Source organism: Micromonospora narathiwatensis (assembly GCF_900089605.1).
GTDB classification, from domain to species: Bacteria; Actinomycetota; Actinomycetes; order Mycobacteriales; family Micromonosporaceae; genus Micromonospora; species Micromonospora narathiwatensis.
In genome coordinates this window covers 5,876,916-5,899,096 of sequence record NZ_LT594324.1, presented here as the reverse complement: position 1 = coordinate 5,899,096, position 22,181 = coordinate 5,876,916, and the positions used below count along the sequence as shown (strand labels likewise).

The window sequence follows — 22,181 nt, the reverse complement described above, 5'->3', positions numbered from 1 at the left end:
GATGCGAACCACGATGACCGAAGGCGAGCCGACATCCACCTTCCAAAAGGGTCGGTCAAGCCACGTACCGCCGATCCGGTCCGGCGACCGGAACGGCACGACGGCGGGCGCAGGGTCCACGCGGAACGCCGGGCCGGCGTGCTGCCGGCCCGGCGTGGTCTGGCGACACGTCAGCTCCTGAAGGCGTCCTTGACCTTCTCACCGGCCTGCTTGAGGTCGGCCTTGGCCTGGTCGGTGCGGCCCTCGGCCTCGAGGCGCTCGTTGTCGGTGGCCCGACCGGCACCCTCCTTGACCTTGCCGGCGGTCTTCTCGGCCGTATTGTTGATCTTGTCGTCCATGCCCATGGGAACCTCCACTCGCAGTTTCCGTGACGTGCTGGGGGTACCCCGCCCGCCGGTGGCTCAACCCACCGGCGCTCACCGGGATGAACGGCCGCGCCGCCGGCTCCGGACGGACCGGGCCGGCGGCGGGTCGGGCCCCTCAGTCGACCGGGCGGAAGCGCCGCAGCCGGAGGCTGTTCGCCACCACGAAGACCGACGAGAAGGCCATCGCGGCACCGGCGATCATCGGGTTGAGCAGGCCGGCGGCGGCCAGCGGCAGGGCGGCCACGTTGTAGGCGAAGGCCCAGAACAGGTTGCCCTTGATGATGCCCAGCGTCCGTCGGGAGAGCCGGATGGCGTCGACGGCCGCCATCAGGTCGCCCCGGACCAGGGTCAGGTCGGACGCCTCGATCGCCACGTCGGTGCCGGTGCCCATGGCCAGCCCCAGGTCGGCCTGGGCCAGTGCGGCGGCGTCGTTGATCCCGTCACCGATCATGGCGACCGTCCGCCCCTCGTCCTGGAGCCGGCGTACCGCGTCGACCTTGTCGGCCGGCAGCACTTCGGCGATCACCTGGTCGATGCCGACCTCGGCGGCCACCGCCCGGGCGACCGTGGCGTTGTCGCCGGTGAGCAGGATCGGGGTGAGCCCCAGCTCGCGCAGTCGCGCGACGGCGGCCCGACTGGTCGGTTTCACCACGTCGGCCACCGCGAGCACGCCTCGGGCCCGGCCCGCCCAGCCGGCGAGGATCGCCGTCCGGCCGGCGGCCTCCGCGTCGGTCGCCGCCCGGACGACCTCCTCCGGTACGTCGAGACCCCGTTCCCGCAGCAGCCGGAGCCGCCCGACCACCACGTCCCGGCCGTCGACCGACCCGGTCACGCCGAGCCCTTCGACGTTGGCGAAACCGGTGACCGCCGGCACCGGTCCGGCCTGCGCCGCGCCGTCGGCGACCGCCCGGGCGATCGGGTGCTCGGAGGCGGCCTCCAGCGCGCCGGCCAGCCGCAGCAGCTCGTCGGCGTCCTGACCGGCGGCGGGGAGCACGTCGACCAGGGTCATCCGCCCGGTGGTCACCGTGCCGGTCTTGTCCAGCACCACGGTGTCGACCTGGCGGGTGGACTCCAGCACCTCCGGCCCCTTGATCAGGATGCCGAGCTGGGCGCCCCGCCCGGTGCCGACCAGCAGCGCGGTCGGCGTGGCCAGCCCGAGGGCGCACGGGCAGGCGATGATCAGCACGGCCACCGCCGCGGTGAAGGCGGCGGTCGTACCTGCCCCACTGCCGAGCCACCAGCCCAGCGTGCCGGCGGCCAGGGCGATCACGATCGGCACGAAGACCCCGGAGATCCGGTCGGCGAGCCGCTGCACGGCCGCCTTGCCGGTCTGCGCCGCCTCGACCAGCTTCGCCATCTGGGCGAGCTGGGTGTCGCCGCCGACCCGGGTGGCCCGGACGACCAGCCGGCCGCCGGCGTTGACCGTGGCGCCGACGACGGTGTCGCCGGGCCCGACCTCGACCGGCACGGACTCGCCGGTGAGCATGCTGGCGTCGACCGCCGAGGTGCCCTCCTCGATCACGCCGTCGGTGGCGACCTTCTCGCCGGGCCGGACCACGAACCGGTCCCCGACCGCGAGCTGGTCCACCGGGATCCGGGTCTCCCGGTCGCCGCGGAGCACGGCGACGTCCTTGGCGCCCAACTCCAGCAGGGCCCGCAGGGCGGCGCCGGCGGTCCGCTTGGACCGGGCCTCGAAGTAGCGCCCGGCCAGGATGAAGACGGTCACCCCGGCCGCCGCCTCCAGGTAGATGTTGCCGGCCCCGTCGGTGCGGGTGATGTCGAGGCGGAACGGGTGTGTCATCCCGGGCATCCCGGCATCGCCGAGGAACAGCGCCCAGAGCGACCAGCCGAACGCGGCGAGGGTGCCGAGCGACACCAGCGTGTCCATCGTCGCCGCGCCGTGCCGCAGGTTGATCCAGGCGGCCCGGTGGAACGGCAGCCCGCCGTAGACCACGACCGGGGCGGCCAGGGTCAGCGACAGCCACTGCCAGTAGGTGAACTGCCAGGCCGGCACCATGGCCAGCAGGATCACCGGTACGGCGAGCGCGACCGACACCCACAGCCGGGTACGCAGCCCGCGCAGCTCGTCCACCGGCTCGACGGTCGCCTCGGCGGCCGTGGCGGGCGGCGGCACGACGGCGGTGTAGCCGGTCTTCTCCACGGTGGCGATCAGGTCGTCCGGGGTGACCGCGTCGGCGTACTGGACGGTGGCCTTCTCGGTGGCGTAGTTGACCGTGGCCTCGACGCCGTCCATCCGGTTGAGCTTCTTCTCGATCCGGGCGGCGCAGGAGGCGCAGGTCATGCCGCCGATCGCGAGTTCGATCCGGTTCGGCGCGACCGGCAGTGGTTTGGCGGTCGATGTCATCGCGGCACCTCCGGTCAATTGTGCCCGTGACCGGGGACGCCGTGCCCGGCGTCCGGGGTCGGTGCGGTGGTGGTGGCCGGCGCGTCCGGCGCCGGTACGGCCTGGTCGCCGGCCACGACGGTGAACTCCGCGGTGTGCACCGCGTCGCCGTGCCGGAAGTCCAGGAAGAGGCGGTACGTCCCGGCCGAGGGCACCTCGGCGGCGAAGGTGACCGCGGGCCCGGCCGGGGTCCGCCCGTCGCCGGGCGTGCCCTCCGGGTGCACGTGCAGGTACGCCAGGTCGCCCTGTCGCAGCGCCACCAGGTGCCCGTACGCCCCGAGATAGGGCTGGAGGTCGGTGACCGGTCGCCCGTCCCGACTGATCGTCAGGGTGAGCCGGCTGGTGCGGCCGGGCTGCGGGGCCCCGCTCAGGGTGATGGTGTAGCCGTCGACGGTGGTGCTGGTGGCGGGCGCGGGCAGCGGCCGTTCCGCCAGCTCGCCGGGGACGGTGACGTCGACCCCGAGCGTCAGCGGGTCGGCGCCGGTCGGGGTGAAGTCGGCGAACGCCCGCCAGACGCCGGGGCCGGCGAGCGGCGAGGCGACCCGCCAGGTGCCGTCGGCGGCCAGCTCCGGGTGTACGTGCCGGAAGCCGGAGAGGTCGCGGCGGGCGACGATCAGGTGCATGCGCTTGTCGTGCGCGACGTCGTAGCGGGTGACCGGCCGACCGTCGGGTCCGGTGATCCGGAAGGCGAACTCGCCGGCGGGGGCGGTCACCGGTTGCAGGGTGTAGCCACGGTCGGAGACGAGCAGTCCGCCGGGCAGGTGGTCGGTGGCGGTGGCCGCGTGGCCGTCGCCGGTGTGGCCGGCTTCGGTGGCGTCGTGGCGGGTCTCGGCGGCCGGGGTGACGGGGCCGGTCAGCTGGCCGACCCCGTACGCCGTGCCGAACACCGCCGCGAGGCCGAGAGTGAAGCCGCTCAGCTTCGTCGCCGTGTTCATGGTGTTACCTCGGTTCCTTCGGGTCCGGCGGACCCGTCACGCCCCGACGAGGTCGTATCCGGCCTCGTCCACGGCGGCGCGGACGGTGTCCGTGTCCAACGGGCTCTCACTGGTGACGGTGACCCGGCCGGAGGCCAGGTCGACCTGGACGTCGCTGACGCCCGGAATCGCGCCCACCTCGGCGTTGACCGAGTTGACACAGTGCCCGCAGGTCATGCCCTGCACCTGGTACATGGTGGTGACCATGGCGAATCTCCCTTCCCGCCGCCTTCGACCCTATACCCCCTGGGGGTAATTGGAGGAGAGACGGCTGCCACTCTTCTGTTACCGCTACCCGGTGGGGGTATCGGCCTCCGGGAGGAACATAACATACCCCCGAGGGGTACGCTATCCTCGTCTTCATGACCGCACCGACGACCCCGGCCCGGGGCTACACCGCCAGCAAGGACCAGCTGCTCGCGCGGCTCCGCCGAATCGAGGGGCAGGTCCGCGGCATCGAGAAGATGGTCGAGGACGACCGCTACTGCATCGACGTGCTGACCCAGATCTCCGCCATCCAGGCCGCCCTGGACAAGGTCGGGCTCGGCCTGCTCGACGGGCACGCCCGGCACTGCATGCGGGAGGGCGCCGCCGAGGGCCGCGCCGACGAGATGGCCACCGAGATGATGGCCGCCGTCGGCCGGCTGATGAAGCGCGGCTGACCAGAGACCGCCACGAACGCGATGGCGGGCGCGAATCCGGACGGGCCGACCCGTCTGTGACATCAGCTCCGAAACGAGCGGCATGAGCTCCCGCGCCAGCGACCCACAGGCTGCCGAAGCCGGCCAGCGTCGGGTGCCCGGGCCGGCGAGCGACCCCGGCACCCGACGCGTACGGGCCTCAGCGCCGGTCGAGCAGCTTCCGCATGGCCTCGATCTCGGCCTGCTGGGCGTCGACGATCCGCTGGGCGAGCGCCCTGGCCTCCGGGTTGGCGCCCCCGGCCAGCTCGTCCTCGGCCATCGCGAGCGCGCCCTCGTGATGGGCGATCATCATGGCCAGGAACTGCCGGTCGAAGTCGTCGCCGGAGGACGCCGCCAGCTTCGTCATGTCGGCGTCGGACATCATCCCCGGCATGCCGTGATCCATCTCCGGCATGCCGTGGCCGGCGCTCGCCGACGGGACCGGCCGGCCCCAGGCGGCGAGCCAGCCGGTCATGGTGGCGATCTCCGGCGCCTGGGCCGCCTCGATCTGCCCGGCCAACTTCTTCACCTCCGGATCGGCGGCCCGGCCCTCGGCCAGCCCGGCCATCTCCACGGCCTGCCGGTGGTGCGGAATCATCCGCTGGGCGAACATCACGTCGGCGTCGCCGAACGACGCCCCGGCGGAGGGCGAGCCGCTGCCCGCCGAGCCGGTGCCGTGGCCGGAGCCGGCGGTCGAATGGTCGGTACCGCCGCAGGCGGCCAGGGCCAGCGCGGCGGTGACGGTCGCGCCGGCCAGGGCGGCCCGACGCACAAGGGTACGAGTGAACACGGTTGAGCCTTTCGGTGTCGGAAGATACGCAGCGGACGGCGGACGCGGGTCACCGGTTCTTCCGGTCCACCCGCGCCGGGGCGTCCTATCTGCGCAGCACCGACGCCGTCGCCAGGCGCAGCCCGTACGGCCGGGGCGGCGGGGCGCGCGGCCCGCGGGCGGCGCGTGCCGGGCCGCCGAGGGTCAGCCCGCCGGGCCGTGACCCGGCCCGTAGCAGCACGGCGACCAGCAGGGCCACCGCGAACGCGCCGAGAACCGCCAGGCACACGCTCCACCCGGACGGGTCGCCGCCGAGGTCACGTAGCGGCAGCACACCCGCGTGACAGCCGTCGCCCGGACAGCTCTCGACCATGGTCGGCGCGGCGGCGGCCGGGCGCCCGCCGATGTGCCCGCCGTCATGCCCGCCGGACCGGCCGGCGGCACCGTGCGCGCCGTGCCCGAGGGTGTGCATGGCGGCCAACCCGACCAGCGTGCAGAGCAGCAACAGGAGCCGGACCCACCGCCCGGTCGTCAGCGCCGCCTCCGTACGCACGCCGACCACGCTAGCCGGTGCGGCAGGGCCGACTACGGTGAACCACCGGCCCGGCGACACGTGTCCGGCTGTGAATCGTTGGGAGTCTCGCCATGGGCGCCGACCACACCCGTCCCGCTCCGTCCGCCCCGCCCGGGGTACGACGGATCCTCGTCGCGACGGTGGTGCCACTGTTCCTGCTCACCGTGGTCGCCGCGATCGTGCTCTGGCCACGGGACACCCGGGAGCCGACGGCCGACCCGGACGTGCCCCGCTACCACGGCACGGTGACCCGGGTGGTGACCGAGCCCTGCCCGCCGGCGGCGGAGACGCCGGAGGGCGGTCCGGGCGACTCCACCGGCCCGTGCGGAACGGTCACCGTCACCGCCGAGCAGGGCCCGGCCGCCGGGCGGCAGGTCGAGGTGCCCCTACCGGCCGGACCCGGCGCGCCCCGGGTCGAGGTGGGCGACGCGGTCGTGCTGGTCGAGCTGACGGACCCGGCCGACCCGGCGGCGAAGAGCTACCAGATCGCCGAACACCAGCGCGGCGCGCCACTGGTCTGGCTCGCCGTACTGTTCGCCGCCGCCATCGTCGCGTTCGGCCGCTGGCGCGGGCTGGCCGCGCTGGGCGGCCTGGTGGCGAGCTTCGCCATCCTGCTCGGTTTCGTGCTGCCGGGGATCGGCGCGGGCCAGCCGCCCCTGCTGGTGGCCATCGTCGGGTCAGCGCTGATCATGTTCGTGGTGCTCTACCTGACCCACGGGATCACCACGCAGACCTCGGTGGCCGTGCTCGGCACCCTGGGCAGCCTGGTACTGACCGGCCTGCTCGGCGCCGTGGCCACCGCGACCACCCATCTGACCGGCTTCGGCAGCGAGGACGCCACCACCCTGTCGATGTTCCAGGGCGAGGTCGACCTGCACGGGCTGCTCCTGGCCGGCATCATCATCGGCTCCCTCGGCGTCCTGGACGACGTCACCGTCACCCAGGCCGCCACGGTCACCGAGCTGTCGTACGCGAACCCGGGGCTGTCCCGGATCCAGCTCTACCGGGCGGCCACCCGGGTGGGCCGCGCGCACATCGCCTCCACGGTCAACACGATCGTGCTGGCGTACGCGGGCGCGTCGCTGCCGTTGCTGCTCCTGCTTGTCGCCGACTCCCGCCCGCTGAGCCAGATCCTGACCAGCGAGTTCATGGCCCAGGAGATCGTCCGCAGCATCGTGGCCACGCTCGGCCTGGTGGCCGCCGTACCGCTGACCACCGGGCTGGCCGCGGTGGTCACCGCCGCCGGCCGGCGGGCCGGGTCGGACACCGAGCCGGCGAGGCCGCCCGCGGCCCGGCCACCGGCGGAGCGGGGCGAGGCCCTGGAGGCGCTCGGCGGGGCGGTCGCGGGGCGGCGCGGACCGTCGGGGAGCACGGAGGCCGCATGGTGAAACTCCGCAGCGTGACCGCCGGCTTGAAACGCGACGCTGGTCACGCAGGGCTACGGCGAAATCGCGCTATTGGTCGGCTTCCGGACGTAGATCGCCGCGGGGACTGTCAGGTAACGTCGCTGCCGGTCACCGCCGAAGGCGCGCTGCGGCGCCTGCGGTGCCACCGCCCAATCGCTCGAAGGCGAGCCGGGGAACCAGGTACCTGGGGTGAATCCGCGCCAGCGGTAGGGGCCACTTCCGTCCCGAACCCGGCAGCTAACCCGGTCGGCGGTCGACGGAAGGGAACACTGTGACGGCACCCCTGCGCCACTGGTTGACACCCGTGGTGGCCGTACTCGCCGCGTTCGCCATCGTCGCCGGGCCGACCCCGGCCATGGCCGCGCCCGCCAACCCCACCCCTTCAGGGCACGAGGAGGACAACGATCCTCCGCTCATCACGGACGTCCTCGACGCCACGAACCGCGCCTACCTTCAGGCCAAGGCGAAGCTGGAGAAGTCGAAGCAGCGCCAACTCCAACTGGCCCTGGAGGTACGGGCGGCACAGGCCGAACTCGACGCGCTGCGCCCGCAGGTCGGCCAGATCGCCGCGCAGTCGTACCGCACCGGCCGGATCGGCGCGATGGCCATGCTGTTGGAGAGCAACACACCCGACTCCTTCGTCCGGCGGGCCGCCGCCCTCGACGAGCTGAACATGGTCAACGCGCAGCGGCTGGCGGAGGTCAACGCGGCGAAGACCCGCGCGGAGCAGGCCAAGATCGCGCTCGACGGCGAGGTGCGCGAGCAGGAGAAGCAGAAGAACGCGATGGCCCGGGAGAAGGTCGCGGCGGAGAAGGCGTTGTCGCTGGTCGGCGGGCGTGGCTTCACCGGCGGTCTGGTCTCGGCCACCTCGCCGGTGGCCCGGATCGGGCCCGGTCGCAGCGCAGACGGCGGCTGGAAGCCCGAGTCGTGCAGCGAGAAGGACCCCACCACCTCGGGCTGCATCACCCCGCGCACTCTGCACGCCTACAAGGAGGTCCGGCGAGCCGGTTTCACCCGCTTCGCCGGCTGCTACCGGTCCGGCGGCCCGTGGGAGCACCCGAAGGGCCGGGCCTGCGACTGGTCGTTGCAGAACAGCGGCTTCGCGCCCTGGCACAACAACGACACCCGGATGTACGGCAACAACGTCGCCGCCTTCCTCATCCGCAACGCGGACCGGCTGGGCATCTACTACGTGATCTGGAACCGGCAGATCTGGTTCCCGGCGACCGGCTGGAAGTCCTACAGCGGGCCCTCCAACCACACCGATCACGTCCACATGTCGTTGCTCTAGTCGCCGTCGTCGGTCAGCGTCGTGGTCGGGGTGCCGGCGGGCACCTCGGCCACCATCCGCACCTCGCCCGCGCTGAGCCGGTACGACATGCCGGCCACCGCGCACCGGCCCGCGGACACCAGCTCGGCGAGCACGGTGGACCGGGCGAGCAGCGCCTCCAGCGTCTGCGCGATGTGGATGTCGACGATCCCGTCCACGTCCTCGATGCCCTGCCGGGCGGCCCGGCGGAGGCTGGGCACGACGGCCTCCACCACGGCACCGAGGTGCCCGGCCGGGGAGGTGCCGGTGGCGACGGCGTCCCGGGCGGCCTGCACCGCCCCGCAGGAGTCGTGGCCGAGCACCACGACCAGTGGTACGCCGAGCACGGTGATCGCGTACTCGACGCTGCCGAGCACCTCGGGGCCGACGGTGTGGCCGGCGGTCCGCACCACGAAGACGTCGCCCAGGCCGCGGTCGAAGATGATCTCGGCGGCGAGGCGGGAGTCGGAGCAACCGACGATCACCGCGAAGGGGTGCTGGCCGTCCGCGACGGCGGCCCGGTGCCCGGCGTCCTGATTCGGATGATGGGGTACGCCGGTGACGAAACGACGGTTTCCGGCGTACAGCTCGGCGAGCGCCTGTTCGGGAGTGGTCGGCGTCACGGCAGTCACCTCGTCCTCGCGCGAAACGACCTGGTCGACCCGGTCGGCGGCGGAGACGGCCGCGCGAACCACCGTCACACCCACAGCCAAGATACGTCAAGATTTACGTGATACAGATTTCATGTGTTGGTCGACGCTTGACCGGACGGCAGCGGAACCGGGCCAGGGCGGGAGCCGGGACGCGCGGCCCGAAGCCATACCATGACCACCATGGCGACGACAGCGGGCGAGAACGGGAGCGGCCGTAACTGGACCTTCCTCACCAACCACGGGCACGTACTGCTGGCCATCGCGCGCAACCCGACCGCGCGGCTGCGGGACGTCGCCGACGAGGTGGGGGTGACCGAGCGGGCCGCCCAGGCGATCGTCGCCGACCTGGAGGCCGGTGGTTACCTGCGCCGCACCCGAGTGGGGCGGCGCAACGAGTACACGATCAACCCGAGCGGCCACTTCCGGCACCCGGCGGAGGCCGACCAGCAGGTCGGCGCCCTGCTCGCCCTCTTCGCCGCCGAGCCGGCCACCGGTCCCGACGCCTGACGCCCGCGCCCGGCACCCTGCGGTGGGCGCGGCGACGGTAATCTCGGCGCGTGCGTGACAGCTTGCGGCCGGACGGGACGACGGTGAGCCTCCGTACCGGACACCGGCTCCGATCCGTCCTCTGTGGAGCCGCGGTCGCGGCGCTGCTCGGTGGCGTCCTGGCCCCGCCCGCGCCCGCCAGGGCCGCCCCGAAGTGCGGCCCGACCGGCGCTCCCGCCCCCACCGAGAGACCGTGGGCGCTGGACCGCATCGACCCGTCCGGGGCCTGGCGGATCACCCGCGGCGCGGGGGTCACCGTGGCGGTCATCGACTCGGGCGTCTCACCGAGCCACCCGCTGCTGCGCGGCCGGGTGCTCGACGGCGCGGACTTCAACAACCTGGAGCAGCTCAAGGGGCAGTGCGACCTGGTCGGCCACGGCACCCTGGTGGCGGGCATCATCGCCGGCCGGGAGGGCACCGGCACGCCGTACAGCGGGATCGCGCCGGAGGCGAAGATCCTGCCGGTACGCGTGCTCGCCGACGGCAAACGCACCTTCGACGAGTCGATCCCGGCCCAGATCGGCCAGGCCATCCGCTGGGCGGTCGACCACGGGGCCGACGTGATCAACCTGTCGCTGGCCACATTGGACGACCCGGCGTTGAAGAAGGCCGTCGACTACGCCCTCGACGAGGGGGTGATCCTGGTGGCCGCCGCCGGCAACCAGGAGGAGAACCAGCAGGGCCAGCCGGCGTACCCGGCCGCGTACTCGGGGGTCATCGCCGTCGCCGGCGTCGACGACAAGGGCGAACACGTCGGCAGTTCGGTCACCGGCGACTACGTGGACATCGCCGCGCCCGGGCTGAACATCGTCGGCCCGGCGCCGCAGGGCTCGGGATACCTCGCCGAGCCGCAGGGCGGCACCAGCTTCGCCACGGCGTACGTCTCCGGGGTCGCCGCCCTGGTCCGCGCCGCCCACCCGAAGCTCACCCCGAAGGGGGTCGCCTACCGGCTGACCCGCACCGCCGACAGCCCGCCGGACGGGCACAACGCCGAGATCGGCTACGGGGTGGTCAACCCGTACCGGGCGGTGACCAGCCTGCTGGGCTCGCGCGACGACGCGCCGCTCGGGGCGATGCCGAAGCCGGTCCCGCCGGCCGACCCGCTCGGCTGGCAGCGGACCGTGGCGATCTGGGTGGCCGCCGTCGGCGGACTGCTGGCCGCGATCCTGCTCACCGCCCGGCCCGTCCTCGCCCTGGGCCGCCGTCGTGGCTGGCGGCCGGGACGGCGCTCCGAGCCGGCCGACGCCTGAGGCCACCGGCCCTCGGCCGGCCCGGGACCGAGCGCCGCCCAGGACGATGTGGACGGCGCCCGGCCGACGCCTCAGCGCAGGATGCCCGAATTCCCGCCGGAGTCCGAGCCCCAGACGTCCTCGTCCTCCTCCAGCCAGCTGTTGCGCGGCGCTTCCTCCTCGCCGTAGCCGGCTCCGCCGCCATGGCCCGCGCCAGCCATGCCGCCCCGGACACCCGCGCCCCGAGCGGCCGGGCCGCCCCGGGCATCGCCGGCGCCGCGGCGGCCGGCGCCGCCACCGCCCGCCATGCCGCCCATCCCGGGCGCCATCCCGCCCGCGCCGAGCTTTCCCGCGCCCATCCGGCCGCCCGCACCACGGCCGCCCGCGCCCGCCATGCCGCCGCCCATCATCGGCGGCAGGCCGGGGCTCACCGGCTTGCCGATGCCGGCACCGCCGCCACCCAGGCCCGGCGCCCCACCGCCGCCGAGGCCGCTGCCGCCGCCGGAGAGGCCACCGCCCGGGACGTAGCCGGAACCGGTGCCGCCGCCGGCACCGGCCAACCCGGTGCCGTAGTTGCCGCCGTTGCCCACCCCGCCGGTCGACGGGAGGTGGCTGGTGCCGGTGGACGGCACGTGGCTGCTGCCGTTGGAAAGATCGGGGTGGGCGCCCGACCCGATGTTCGGGCGGCCCGGGTCACCACCCGGCATCTTGCCCGGGTCGATGGTTGGTTTACCGCCCATGTCGGTAGCGGGGGGCTTGCCCAGATCGGGCATGCCGCCTCCCGGGCCGACGGTGTCCGGGCGATCCAGATCCGGGGTGTCCGTGACCGGCGCGACGCGAGTGAAGTCGCGGCCGCCGGGGGTCTCCATCACCCGCTCCTGGAAGTTGCGGTCGACCTCGTCGTAGGCCTTCCGCGCCTCGCCCTCCTGGTCCGAGAACCAACCGGTCACCCAGTCGCTGAGCTGGCCGAGCTTCTCCATCGGCCAGCTGCCCATCAGGTCTGCCTTCACCCGGGCCTCGAAGAGCCCGACGCCGAGCGTGATCTCCCCGTTCCGCGCGGCCAGCACGTCCCCGACGCAGGCGGCCGGGATGGGCATCTTGCTCTGCGCGTCCTGGAGCTGCGTGGCCGCCTTCTCGAGGGTGGTGACGATGCTGACCCGGCCGTGCCCGGGCTTCTCCGCGGCGTCCACGAGACCGCCGGCCTGCTTGCCCAGGCCCTCGATGTGCGTCTTGAAGGCGTCGTACGCCGGCCCCTTCCAGACCGCGCCGAGGTCCTTGACGTTCTGCTGGAGGCTCTCCTCCACCGAACCGATGTTCTTGAGCAGCTCCTTCCAGCCGAGCGCGGCGTTCTGCACCTTGTCGGGGCGGCCCGCCACGAGCACCTCGCGGGCCATCTGCTCCCAGTCCGCCATCTCCCCGTCCCCCCTGCTCAGTCCTTCTCGCCGCCGCCACGAGCGGCATTGTTGAACGCCTGCTGCATCTCCTGCGCCGTCATGGAGTTGGCGTGCTCGGCGTCCTCGTACTTCCGCTTGACCTCGCCCAGCGCGTCGGCCGCCGCGTAGAGGCTCTCGGAGAGCGAACGCAACCCCTGCTCGGTGCTGCCGTAGAGCTTGAGGTGCTCCGTGGCCAACTGCTTGGCGTTCGCGAAGCCGCCCAGCGAGCCGCTGCCGGCGGCGGCCTGGTCCCCGCCGAGTTCATCCTTGATCGCGGACATGCTGTAGGAGAGCCGGTACACGTACTCGGCGTGCGCCTCCAGCCAGGTCTTCGCCGAGTCGAGGCTGCCGGCGTCCCACTCGGTCTGCACCCCCTGCTCGCCCTCGCCGGCCACCAGTTGGGAGGGGGTGTGGGCCTGTTCGACACCGACCCGGTCGAAGCTGACTCCCCGTACGTCGCCGACGAACGGCATGCCCGGGTTGACCGGCATCGGAACGTTGAACCGTTGGTCGACCCGGTCCGGATCCTTGCTGACGTTCTGGCTGACTTCCCAGCTCATTCCTGTCCTCCCCTGGCAGTACTCGTGGTGCCGGCGTCAGCGCTGGTCGGGCCCGGTCGGCGGCCCCGCCGCGCCGGGCGGCACGCCCGGTCCGGGCGGTGGCGCGAACGGCTGCGGCGGAACCGGCTGACCCGGCAGCCGAGGCGGGTACGGATGCGGATGCGGTTGGGCCGGCGGGTAGCCCGGTGGTGATCCGTGACCGGGCATTCCGGAGCCGGGCGACTGGCCGGGCCCGTGCGGCGGAGCGTAGCCGGGCGGCGGAGCGTAGCCGGGCGGCGGACCGTAGCCCGGCGGCGGGCCGTAGCCGGGCGGCGGACCGTAGCCGGGCGGCGGGCCGTGCCCGGGGCCGAACTGCGGGCCGGGTGGGGTCTGCGCCGCCCGACGGCGGGCGGACCGCCGGCGGGCGAGCACCAGCACCACCACGATCGCGACGACCACCAGCAGGCAGAGCACGGTCTGGATGATCGGACCGGCGCCCTTGGCGAGCCCGAAGGAGACCATCGGCTCGTCGTCCTTCTTGTCACCGCCCTGGTTGGCGGTCGCGCTCGGTGCCGGTGCCGCGTCCGCGAGGAGCGGGTTCTCGGTCACCGCCGGCACCGACCGGGTCAGCGCGGCGACCGGGTCGACCACCCCGAAGCCGAACTCGGGGTCCCGGCCGGGCGGTCCGGCGTCCCGTGCGGTGCGGATCAGCCGGTTCACCACGTTGGCCGCGTCGAGATCGGGATAGCGTGCCCGCACCAGCGCCGCGACCCCGGAGACGAGCGCGGTGGACATGCTGGTGCCGTCGGAGACGCCGTAGCCGTTCGAGGTGACGCCCGGAGGTGCGGTGCTGATGATCCGCTCGGCGGGAGCGCTGAGCACCATCTCCGGGCCGGAGGTCGACCCGGACCAGGCGCCCCCGCGACGATCGCTGCCCCCGACCGCGATGACGCCCGGGATCTTGGCCGGCGACTGCACACCGCGCATGCCCTGCACCAGGTTGCCGGCGCCGGCGACCACGACCACGTCCTTGCTGGCCGCGTAGCGCACCGCCTCCATCGTGTCGGGATAGGCGGTCGGACCCTCCACGATCGACAGATTGATGACGCCAGCACCGTGGTCGGCCGCCCATCGGATGCCCCCGGCGAGGTCCCGGTCACGCTGGGCGGCGCCGAGGCCGACCGGCAGAACCTTGGCGTCGGGGGCGATGCCCAGCAGGTGCATGCTGCCACCGCCGCGGCCGACGATGGCGCCGGCGATCATGGTGCCGTGGCCCGTCTCCTGGTCGGGGTCGCTGCGGCCGTCGGGGGCGACGTCGGAGTCCAGCCCCTTACCGGGCAGCACCTGGCCCTTCAGGTCGGGATGGGCGGCGTACACCCCGCTGTCGACCACGGCCACCACGACGCCCTTGCCACGGGTGAGCTTCTGCGCCTGCGGGATCTTCAACGTGTCGTAATACCACTGGAGACCGCGTACGGTGTCCGCGCGGGCGGGGGTCGGGGAGAACAGCACACCAGTACCGGCGGTCACGGCCAACGCCAGCGCCGCGGCGGCGGAACGCAGCAGTGACCGACGATGTTTCCCCGTACCCATGGCGCTCCCAGGACCTCGATCGACCGTAATGCACTGCGGCTCCGGTCCGATCGAGCCGGACCGGAGCCGCAGCGGCCGATTATTTCACTCCCAGACCTTCGAGTTGCTCATCTCGGTGGTCATGTAGTTCTCCCGCGCGATGCCGACGGCGTTGCCGATGTCGTTGAGGACCCGGTTGATGTCCCGCACGGCGGCGTCCCACTGGGCCTGGTGCTGCTGGTACGCGACCCGGTCCTGGCCTTCCCACTCCAGCTTGGTCAGCATCGAGCGCAGCGTGTCGAGCTTCTCGTCGATGGTCCGCGAGATGGCCTGCATCTGCTGGTTGCTGCTCTCGAGGACGGCGTAGTCAACCTTGATGCTCATCAGTTCCCCCTCTGCTCGTCAGCGCGGATCACGGGTTGAGAGCAGCGTGGAACTTGTCCAGCATCTGCTGCTGCTCTTCGTCGTTGACCTGGTGCGTCGTGCCCGACTTGTCGAGCAGGTCGGCGATGTTGTCCATCGCCGTCAGCAGCTTGGCCGTGTCCTCGTTCCAGCGCGTCATCAGGTTCTGGAAACCCGAGGACGCCTGGCCCTTCCAGGCCATCGCCAGATCGTCGACCACGTTCCACAGCTTCTTGAGTTCGCCGTCGACGTCGCTGCGCGTGGACCGCACGTCACTCGCGGCGGTGTGCAGAGTCGCTGCACTGACCTCGAACGCCATGCTTCACACCCTTCCGTCATCTTCGTGGCGGCGGATCCGCCGCGCCCCTCCCCCGCGGCAAGGCGTGCGCACCCCACCGACGGACACTTCAACCGAACGGTAGCGGACGACCTCCAACCCGCGCAGCCCTGCATCCGTTTCGTCGTTTCCGACAAGCCGGGACGCCGCAACACCTTCCGCTCCCGACCGTACGACATGGACGAATGTCGCCCCGGCGCCGGCGGAGCCGGTTCCCTCCCCCTAGGCCGGCTCGGTCCAGGCGGTCTGGATGAGCTGCTGGCCGTCGCGGCGGCGGACCAGGGTGCCCCGACCCGGCGGCTGCGGGCTCGGCCGCAGGTTGCCGAAGACCGCGCCCTCCTCCCGGCTGCCGGACATCAGCAGGCCCGGCGAGTCCAGCTCCCGCAGGCGTTGCAGCACCGGCTCGTAGAGGGCCCGGGCCACGCCGCCCACCCGCCGGGTGATGATCAGGTGCAGGCCGATGTCCCGGGCCTGCGGCAGCAGCTCGGTCAGCGCGCTGAGCGGGTTGTTGCCGCCCGAGGCGACCAGGTCGTAGTCGTCGACCACGATGTAGAGGTCCGGACCCTTCCACCAGCTCCGGTCACGCAGCTGGGCGGTCGTCACGTCCGGGCCCGGCAGCCGGTTCTGCAACGCGCTGCGGATCGAGCCCAGCCCCTGGCTGAACACCTGGTTCGACGGCGCGTAGTCGAGCAGGTGGTCGCCCTCCACCGCGCCCAGCAGGCCGCGCCGGTAGTCGGCGATGACCAGCCGGGCCTGGGCCGGCGTGTACCGCTCGGCGATGCCCCGGGCGATCAGCCGCAGCAGGTTGGTCTTGCCGCACTCGGCGTCGCCGAACACGGTCAGGTGCGGCTCGCTGGCCAGGTCCAGGTACACCGGGGCGAGCGCCGACTCGTTGACGCCGATCGGGATGCCCGGAGCCGACCGGTCGATCACCTTCGCCAGCTCGGCGACGGGCAGCTTGCGCGGCAGCAGGCGTACCTTCGGCGCGGGCCGGCCCGGCCAGTTGGTCGCCACGTGCCCGGCCAGGGCGACCGACGCCTCGGTCAGGTCCTCGATGTCGCGCTTGCCGTCGATCCGCGAGACCCCGGTGAGGAAGTGCAGCTTGTCGCGGGTCAGACCGCGACCGGGGGTGCCGCCCGGCACGTTCTGCGCGGCGCGGCGGTCGATCTCCGACTCGGCCGGGTCGCCGAGCCGCAGCTCCAGCTTCGTGCCGAGCAGATCCCGCATGTTGATCCGGATCTCCGCCCACCGCACGGCCGTGATGACCACGTGTACGCCGAAACCCAGCCCCCGGTTGGCCAGGTTGGTGATGGTCTGCTCCAGCTCCTCGTACTCCTGGCGCAGGGTGTTCCAGCCGTCGACCACCAGGAAGATGTCGCCGAACGGGTCGTCGGCGAACTCACCGGCCGCCCGGCGCCGGCGGTAGCTGGCCACCGAGTCGATGCCGTGCTGGGTGAAGCGCAGCTCCCGCTCGTCGATGATCGCGACCACCTCGGCCACGGTCCGCCGGACCGCCTCGGTGTCCCGCCGGCCGGCCACCCCGGACATGTGCGGCAGCCCTTCCAGGCTGCGCAGCGCGCCACCGCCGAAGTCGAGGCAGAAGAACTGCGCCTCGCGCGGGGTGTGGGTGAGCGCCAGCGAGGCGAGCATCGAACGCAGCATGGTGCTCTTGCCGCTCAGCGAGGCGCCGACGATCACCACGTTGCCGCCCGCGCCGGACAGGTCCACCATCATCGGGTCGCGCCGCTGCTCGTACGGGCGGTCGACGATGCCGACCGGCACGGTGAGCCGCCCCCGCCCCGGCCAGTTGGCGGTGCACAGGCCGAACGTCGGGTGCACGCTCAGCGGCGGCAGCAGCTCGCCCAGGCTCGGCGGCTCGGCCAGCGGCGGCAGCCAGACCTGGTGCGCCGCGCGGCCCCGCCCCTTGAGCCGGTCGATCAGCACGTCCAGCATGGCCACGGCCTTGCCGTCGGCGGCCTGCTCCGGCTCCGGTGCGGCCTCCACCGTGGGCAGGGCCGGCACCGGCACGTAGTCGATGCCGTACGGGACGATCCGGCGTTGCACCTGCGCCCGGGTGGACCGCTGCACCTGCCCCGGTGCCCGGTACGGCCCGGAGACGTACGCCGCCCGGAACCGGAGCATGGTGCTGGTGTCGGTCTTGAGGTAGCCGTGGCCGGGCGCGTTCGGCAGCTCGTACGCGTCCGGCACACCGAGCACGATCCGGCTCTCGACGGCCGAGAAGGTCCGCAGACCGATCCGGTACGACAGGTGGGTGTCGAGCCCCCGGAGCTTCCCCTCCTCCAGCCGCTGGCTGGCCAGCAGCAGGTGCACGCCGAGCGACCGGCCGAGCCGGCCGATCATCACGAACAGGTCGATGAAGTCCGGCTTGGCGGCGAGCAGTTCGCTGAACTCGTCGCAGATGATCAGCAGGCTGGGCATCGGCTCCAGCGGCTCGCCGGCCCCCCGGGCCTTCTCGTAGTCGTAGCGGGAGACGTAGTTGCCGGCCGCCCGGAGCACCTCCTGGCGGCGGTTCATCTCGCCGGCCAGCGCGTCGCGCATCCGGTCGACCAGCGGCAGCTCGTCCGAGAGGTTGGTGATCACCGCGCTGGTGTGCGGCAACGCGTCCAGCGAGGCGAAGGTGGCGCCACCCTTGAAGTCGACCAGGACGAAGTTGAGCTCCTCGGACGAGTGCGTGACGGCCAGCGCGCCCACGACCGTACGCAGCAGCTCGCTCTTGCCAGAGCCGGTCGCGCCGATGACCAGGCCGTGCGGGCCCATGCCCTCGTGGGCCGACTCCTTGAAGTCCAGCTCGACCACGTTGCCGTCCGGTCCGACGCCGAGCGGGATGCGCAGCCGGTCCCGGTGGCTGCGCGGCCGCCAGGTCTGCTGCACGTCCACGGTGGCCGCGTCGCCGACGCCGAGCAGATCCGGCAGCTCCATGCTGCGGGCCAGCGGCTCCTCGGCGGTGGCCCCCTGCTGCTGGGAGAGCCGGTAGGGGGCGATCTGCCGGGCCAGCCCCTCGGCGGCGGCCACGGTCAGCCGGTCCGGCCGGCCGAGCCGGGACGACGTCGCGCCCCGGACCAGGTCCAGCCCGCTGCCGTCGCCGACGTCGAGGCAGAGCAGCCAGCGACCGGCGTCGCGGGGCACGGTGCCGGAGAGGTCGATCACCGTGGCGCCGAGCAGGCCCGGGCCCATCAGCGCGCAGGTCGCCGTGACCTCGCCGCCGTCGAGCACCACCACCACGTGCGGGGCGGTGGTGAGCGGCTTCGCCTCCGGGGCGAACCGGGGGCGTCCGCCCAGCTCGTTGGCGAGCGCCGCCTCCGCCTCGGCGAGGCTGGCGAAGACCATCCGGCGGGCGCCCGCCGCGTCCGTACGCCCTGGGTGCTGGGCGTGCGGAAGCCACTTCGCCCAGTCCCACACCGGTTGCCGGTCCGGTGCGGCCACCACCGCCACGACCATGTCGTCCGGGGCGTGGAAGGTGACCAGCTGGCCCAGCGCGGCCCGGGCCAGGTCGAGCACCGGCTCCCGGTCGCCGCGCAGCACGATCCGGCTGAACGCGCGCAGCGAGAGCGCGGTGGGCAGGTCCGGCACGCTGGAGTGGGCCCGGACGAACCGGCGCAGCGCGATCGCGCTCATCGGCTCCAGGTCCTCCACCGGCTTGGTCTCCGGCGGCACGATCTCCACCGCCAGCCGCTGCGGGCCGAGCGCGATCCGGGTCTCACCGAAGTCGTCCTCGGTGATCCGCCGCTCCCACAGCCGACGCGAGGCGGCGATCGACCAGAGCGCGTCCGGCTCCGGGTGCCGCCAGGCCATCGCGGCGCGCTGCTGCTCCGCGGCCCGGCGGGTGCGCTTGCGCATCTGGGCCAGGTACCGCATGTAGTCGCGCCGTTCGGCGTTCAACTCGGCCTTGTCGTTGCCGCCGTTGCCGAGGGTGCCGATCGCCATGCCCAGCATCGACACGCCGAAGAGGCCGCCGGCGACGTACGTCATCATGCCGCCGCCGCGCCCGGCGTAGAGGAACGCCATCGCGCCGACCCCGCACAGCATCGGCAGGATCATCAACACCTGGCCCATCCCGCGCGGCTGCTGCTCGGGCAGCTCCGGCGGGGACTCCAGCAGCACCTCGCCGCGCGGCAGCGCGGGCCCCGGTTGACGCGGAAGCCGGCGGAACACCACCGTGCTCACGGCATCTCCTCCCCAGAAGCGGCCCTGATTGCGGTCTGCCACTCACCCGAGCCGTCGGGTGGGCAACCTGTGCGACCGCCATCGTAGGTAATCTCCCGAGGGCGTCGTGGACCCACGGGGTGCGACACCACCGGCCGAGGTGGATCGTAGGCGAGCACGAGGAGGCCACAGTGGCGACGAAGGCGGCGACCGGCGGGCTGAGCCGGATCACCATCGTGGCGCCGCGGACCAGGATGGACCTGGCGTTGCCGTCGGACGTACCGCTGGCCGACCTGCTGCCCACGCTGCTGCGGTACGCCGGCGAGGACCTCGCCGACGAGGGCGTGCGGCACGGCGGGTGGAGCCTGTCCCGGCTCGGTGGGCAGCCGCTGGACGGTGGCCGTACCGCCGCACAGCTCGGCGTGCGCGACGGCGAGGTGCTCTATTTCAACCCCCGGGCCGACGCCGCCCCCGAGATCGTCTTCGACGACGTGGTGGACGCCGTCGCCACCGCGACCAACCAGCGTCCCGGCACCTGGCAGGTCGGCACCACCCGGGCGTTCGCCGCGCTCTTCGCCGGCGTCGCCCTGGCCGGCGGCGCGGCTGCGGCGCTCTTCGCCGGTCCGCCGCAGTTGCCCGGCGCGCTCGCCGCGCTCGTGGTCGCGGTCGCCCTGGTGGTGAGCGCCGCGGTGCTGTCCCGCGCGGCCGGCGACAGCCGGACCGGCGCGGTGCTGGCCATGGCCGGCCTCGGCTACGCGGCGGTCGGCGGCCTGCTGGTCCTCGCCGGGGACCGGAAGCTGGCCGAGCTGGACAGCCCACACGTGCTCCTGGCCGCGACCGCGGTGGTGCTCTTCGGCGCGGTGGCCGCGCTCGCCGTCGGTGACCGGCTGCCGCTGTTCCTCGGCGCGGTCGCGGTGGGCGCGGCGGTCGCCATCGGCGCGGTGCTCTGCCTGGTCTTCGGGCTCGGCGCGGCGGCCGCCGCGGCGGTGATCGCGACCGTCGCGTTCGCCGCCCTGCCGATGCTGCCGATGATCGCCTACCGGCTGGCCCGGCTGCCGGTGCCGTCGATCCCGACCGGCCCGGACGACCTGAAGACCGACACCGAGTCGGTCGACGGCCCGCGTGTGCTGCGCAACAGCGAGCGGGCCGACGCGTTCCTCACCGGCCTGCTGTGGACGGTCGCGGTGCTGGTGCTCGGCGGCCAGGTGGTGCTCGCCGGCAACGGCCGGCTGCCGGCGGTGCTGCTCTGCCTCGTCCTGGCCCTGCTGTCGCTGCTGCGGGCCCGCCCGTTCATCGGCCGCGCCCAGCGCACCCCGGTGCTGCTCGCCGGCACCGCCGGTCTGGGGCTGGCCGCCGCGGCCACCTTCGGCACCGGGGCGCTGCCGGTCCGGCTCGGGCTGATTCTGGGCGGCCTGCTGCTGGCGGCGGTGATCAGCCTGATCTACGGCCTCAGCGTGGCGGGCAAGCGGATCTCGCCGGTCTGGGGACGGACCCTCGACATCGTCGAGATCCTGCTGATCGTCGCCCTGGTGCCGCTGGCCGTCTGGGTGAGCGGCGCCTACGGCTGGATCGTCAACCTTCGACCGTGACGGTGCCCATCGCGGTCGCCACCGGCGCGGTCGCGTAGACGCCCGGACCGTGCTGCCCGTCCAGCGGGCGGGCCGGCACGCCGGACCGGCCGGCCACGTCCCGGACGGCCTTCACCAGCGCCTCGGCGTGGCCGTCCATCGCCGCCACCCGCAGCAGCGGCGGCACCCGACGCCCGCCGGGGAGCACCACCGCCGCGACGGTGTGCGACGGCGCCGAGGTCGCCGTGACCGCGTCCACCAGCGCGCCCAGCGACCCGTTGGCGCGTACCCGCAGCGCCAGGCAGCGCTGCGTCCAGCCGCCGCCGCGCAGGCTGGTCCAGCTCTCCACCGGCGCCTCGGGCGCCAGGTCGAGTCCGGCCCCGGAGACCACCGCCGCGTGCAGCTCGTCGCGGCCCAGGACGCGGTGGCCGAGTCCGGCCGCGTTCAGGGCCTTGCCGAGCCGGCCGACTCCGGCCGCGACGGTGCGGTGCACGCCGCGCAGCCCGCCGCCCCGGGTCACCGTCTCGGCCCGGGCGTCGGAGACCGAGAGCCGCAGCGCCACCCAGACCGTACGGTGGGCGGCCGGTGGCGCGCCCGGCGCCGGGTACCAGACCAGGGTGTGCGAGACGACCTGGGTCTGGGTGACCGGCCCGGTGAAGTCGGTGAGCACCGCCAGGGCTCGGTCCACCACGGCCGCCTCGACGGAGCCGTCCGGCGCGCCGGGGCGGCCGGTCAGCGCGACGGCGGCGAACCAGCCCCGGTCGTCCTGGCCGACGCCGAGCCGGGTGCCGCGATCGGTCAGCTCGACGACGGCCAGGTCCGGGGCGAGCGCGCCGAGCCTCGGGTCGCCGGCCGGCACCGCCCCCCGGGCCCGCTCCCGGCGGCGGCGCAGCCGGCGGCGGAGCAGCAGGTCCTCGTACCACCAGCGGCCGCCTCGACGGCCGAAGGCGGCGACGACCGCCACCACGGCCGGGCCGCCGACGGCGGCGAGCACCCAGACCGGACCGGCGGTGGCGAACCAGACGGCCAGCGCGGCGCACTCCAGCACCACGAGCTGACCGACGACGACCGGGCCGAGCCGGCCGCGCCGACGCCGGTCGGCCGGGGTGACCGGTCGGTCCGCCGGGACGGCGGGGGCGGTGGCCGTACGACCGGGTGGCGCCTGGACCTGGGTCATCGGTGAGCGTCCCTTCTGGACATCCTGGGCATCCGCCGGATCGGTGTGTCGCCGGAGGGCGGGCGGGGTCCCGGTGAACC

20 protein-coding genes and 1 riboswitch are annotated in these 22,181 nt (G+C 73.7%); of the genes, 6 read left to right on the top strand and 14 right to left on the bottom strand.

The genetic code is table 11. The features are described from left to right. Positions 1-170: 170 nt before the first annotated feature. From GA0070621_RS26030 to GA0070621_RS26015, 4 genes are all read right to left on the bottom strand, one after another. Entirely contained in the window at positions 171-344 is a 174-nt protein-coding gene (locus GA0070621_RS26030) for a CsbD family protein (protein WP_091200681.1), read from the bottom strand. A 136-nt stretch (positions 345-480) separates the two neighbouring features. Next, positions 481-2,730: a heavy metal translocating P-type ATPase gene (locus GA0070621_RS26025; RefSeq protein ID WP_091200679.1), complete on the bottom strand. Its 2,250-nt coding sequence runs from the start codon at positions 2,728-2,730 to the stop codon at positions 481-483. A gap of 14 nt (positions 2,731-2,744) precedes the next feature. Continuing rightward, positions 2,745-3,704: a hypothetical protein gene (locus GA0070621_RS26020; protein ID WP_091200677.1), complete on the bottom strand. Its 960-nt coding sequence runs from the start codon at positions 3,702-3,704 to the stop codon at positions 2,745-2,747. 36 nt (positions 3,705-3,740) lie between these two features. After that, the gene (locus GA0070621_RS26015; protein ID WP_091200675.1) at positions 3,741-3,950 is read right to left on the bottom strand and encodes a heavy-metal-associated domain-containing protein; all 210 of its coding nucleotides are present in this window, start codon (positions 3,948-3,950) and stop codon (positions 3,741-3,743) included. Between the two features lie 155 nt (positions 3,951-4,105). Between GA0070621_RS26015 and GA0070621_RS26010 the strand changes: the two genes are divergently transcribed. Further along, the gene (locus GA0070621_RS26010) at positions 4,106-4,405 is read left to right on the top strand and encodes a metal-sensitive transcriptional regulator (RefSeq protein ID WP_091200673.1); all 300 of its coding nucleotides are present in this window, start codon (positions 4,106-4,108) and stop codon (positions 4,403-4,405) included. 178 nt (positions 4,406-4,583) lie between these two features. Here GA0070621_RS26010 and GA0070621_RS26005 read toward each other — a convergent pair whose 3' ends face one another. Both GA0070621_RS26005 and GA0070621_RS26000 read right to left on the bottom strand, forming a co-directional pair. Further along, positions 4,584-5,213, bottom strand: a complete 630-nt coding sequence (locus tag GA0070621_RS26005) for a DUF305 domain-containing protein (RefSeq protein ID WP_091200671.1) — start codon at positions 5,211-5,213, stop codon at positions 4,584-4,586. 85 nt (positions 5,214-5,298) lie between these two features. Further along, entirely contained in the window at positions 5,299-5,745 is a 447-nt protein-coding gene (locus GA0070621_RS26000) for a DUF6153 family protein (protein ID WP_157740054.1), read from the bottom strand. A gap of 92 nt (positions 5,746-5,837) precedes the next feature. On the opposite strand from GA0070621_RS26000, the gene GA0070621_RS25995 reads away from it, so the two are divergent. Then, the gene (locus GA0070621_RS25995; protein ID WP_091200667.1) at positions 5,838-7,154 is read left to right on the top strand and encodes a YibE/F family protein; all 1,317 of its coding nucleotides are present in this window, start codon (positions 5,838-5,840) and stop codon (positions 7,152-7,154) included. A 154-nt stretch (positions 7,155-7,308) separates the two neighbouring features. Beyond that, a riboswitch (cyclic di-AMP (ydaO/yuaA leader) is annotated at positions 7,309-7,439 on the top strand. A 4-nt stretch (positions 7,440-7,443) separates the two neighbouring features. Continuing rightward, positions 7,444-8,463: a coiled-coil domain-containing protein gene (locus GA0070621_RS25990; RefSeq protein WP_091200664.1), complete on the top strand. Its 1,020-nt coding sequence runs from the start codon at positions 7,444-7,446 to the stop codon at positions 8,461-8,463. On the opposite strand, the gene GA0070621_RS25985 is transcribed toward GA0070621_RS25990, so the two are convergent. Then, positions 8,460-9,104, bottom strand: coding sequence for a carbonic anhydrase (locus GA0070621_RS25985; RefSeq protein ID WP_091202866.1), 645 nt, complete (start codon positions 9,102-9,104; stop codon positions 8,460-8,462). The two genes, GA0070621_RS25990 and GA0070621_RS25985, sit on opposite strands and share 4 nt — an antisense overlap. Positions 9,105-9,305: 201 nt before the next feature. Here GA0070621_RS25985 and GA0070621_RS25980 point away from each other — a divergent pair, with 201 nt between their 5' ends. Together GA0070621_RS25980 and mycP are read left to right on the top strand one after the other, a co-directional pair. Further along, positions 9,306-9,641 (top strand): helix-turn-helix transcriptional regulator, encoded by a 336-nt coding sequence (locus tag GA0070621_RS25980; protein WP_091200662.1) that lies wholly within the window; start codon positions 9,306-9,308, stop codon positions 9,639-9,641. A 50-nt stretch (positions 9,642-9,691) separates the two neighbouring features. Continuing rightward, positions 9,692-10,930 carry a type VII secretion-associated serine protease mycosin gene (mycP, locus tag GA0070621_RS25975; protein ID WP_167667387.1) on the top strand — a complete coding sequence of 413 codons (1,239 nt, stop codon included), beginning with the start codon at positions 9,692-9,694 and terminating at the stop codon, positions 10,928-10,930. A 71-nt stretch (positions 10,931-11,001) separates the two neighbouring features. On the opposite strand, the gene GA0070621_RS25970 is transcribed toward mycP, so the two are convergent. The 6 genes from GA0070621_RS25970 to eccCa form a co-directional block, all read right to left on the bottom strand. Then, complete coding sequence (locus tag GA0070621_RS25970) at positions 11,002-12,321, bottom strand: WXG100 family type VII secretion target (RefSeq protein WP_091200658.1); 1,320 nt, start codon at positions 12,319-12,321, stop codon at positions 11,002-11,004. A gap of 17 nt (positions 12,322-12,338) precedes the next feature. After that, on the bottom strand, positions 12,339-12,902 hold the full coding sequence (locus tag GA0070621_RS25965) for a hypothetical protein (RefSeq protein ID WP_091200656.1): 564 nt from the start codon (positions 12,900-12,902) through the stop codon (positions 12,339-12,341). 36 nt (positions 12,903-12,938) lie between these two features. Further along, a complete protein-coding gene (locus tag GA0070621_RS25960; RefSeq protein WP_167667385.1) occupies positions 12,939-14,411 on the bottom strand; it encodes a S8 family serine peptidase in 1,473 nt (490 codons plus the stop codon). 147 nt (positions 14,412-14,558) lie between these two features. Beyond that, positions 14,559-14,837, bottom strand: a complete 279-nt coding sequence (locus tag GA0070621_RS25955) for a WXG100 family type VII secretion target (RefSeq protein ID WP_091200651.1) — start codon at positions 14,835-14,837, stop codon at positions 14,559-14,561. A gap of 28 nt (positions 14,838-14,865) precedes the next feature. Next, complete coding sequence (locus tag GA0070621_RS25950; protein ID WP_091200650.1) at positions 14,866-15,174, bottom strand: WXG100 family type VII secretion target; 309 nt, start codon at positions 15,172-15,174, stop codon at positions 14,866-14,868. A 240-nt stretch (positions 15,175-15,414) separates the two neighbouring features. Next, the gene (eccCa, locus tag GA0070621_RS25945; RefSeq protein ID WP_091200648.1) at positions 15,415-19,377 is read right to left on the bottom strand and encodes a type VII secretion protein EccCa; all 3,963 of its coding nucleotides are present in this window, start codon (positions 19,375-19,377) and stop codon (positions 15,415-15,417) included. A gap of 170 nt (positions 19,378-19,547) precedes the next feature. On the opposite strand from eccCa, the gene eccD reads away from it, so the two are divergent. Then, positions 19,548-20,945, top strand: a complete 1,398-nt coding sequence (eccD, locus tag GA0070621_RS25940) for a type VII secretion integral membrane protein EccD (protein WP_091200645.1) — start codon at positions 19,548-19,550, stop codon at positions 20,943-20,945. Here eccD and GA0070621_RS25935 read toward each other — a convergent pair. Further along, positions 20,929-22,101, bottom strand: a complete 1,173-nt coding sequence (locus GA0070621_RS25935; RefSeq protein WP_091200643.1) for a type VII secretion protein EccE — start codon at positions 22,099-22,101, stop codon at positions 20,929-20,931. The genes eccD and GA0070621_RS25935 overlap by 17 nt on opposite strands. Positions 22,102-22,181: the final 80 nt, after the last annotated feature.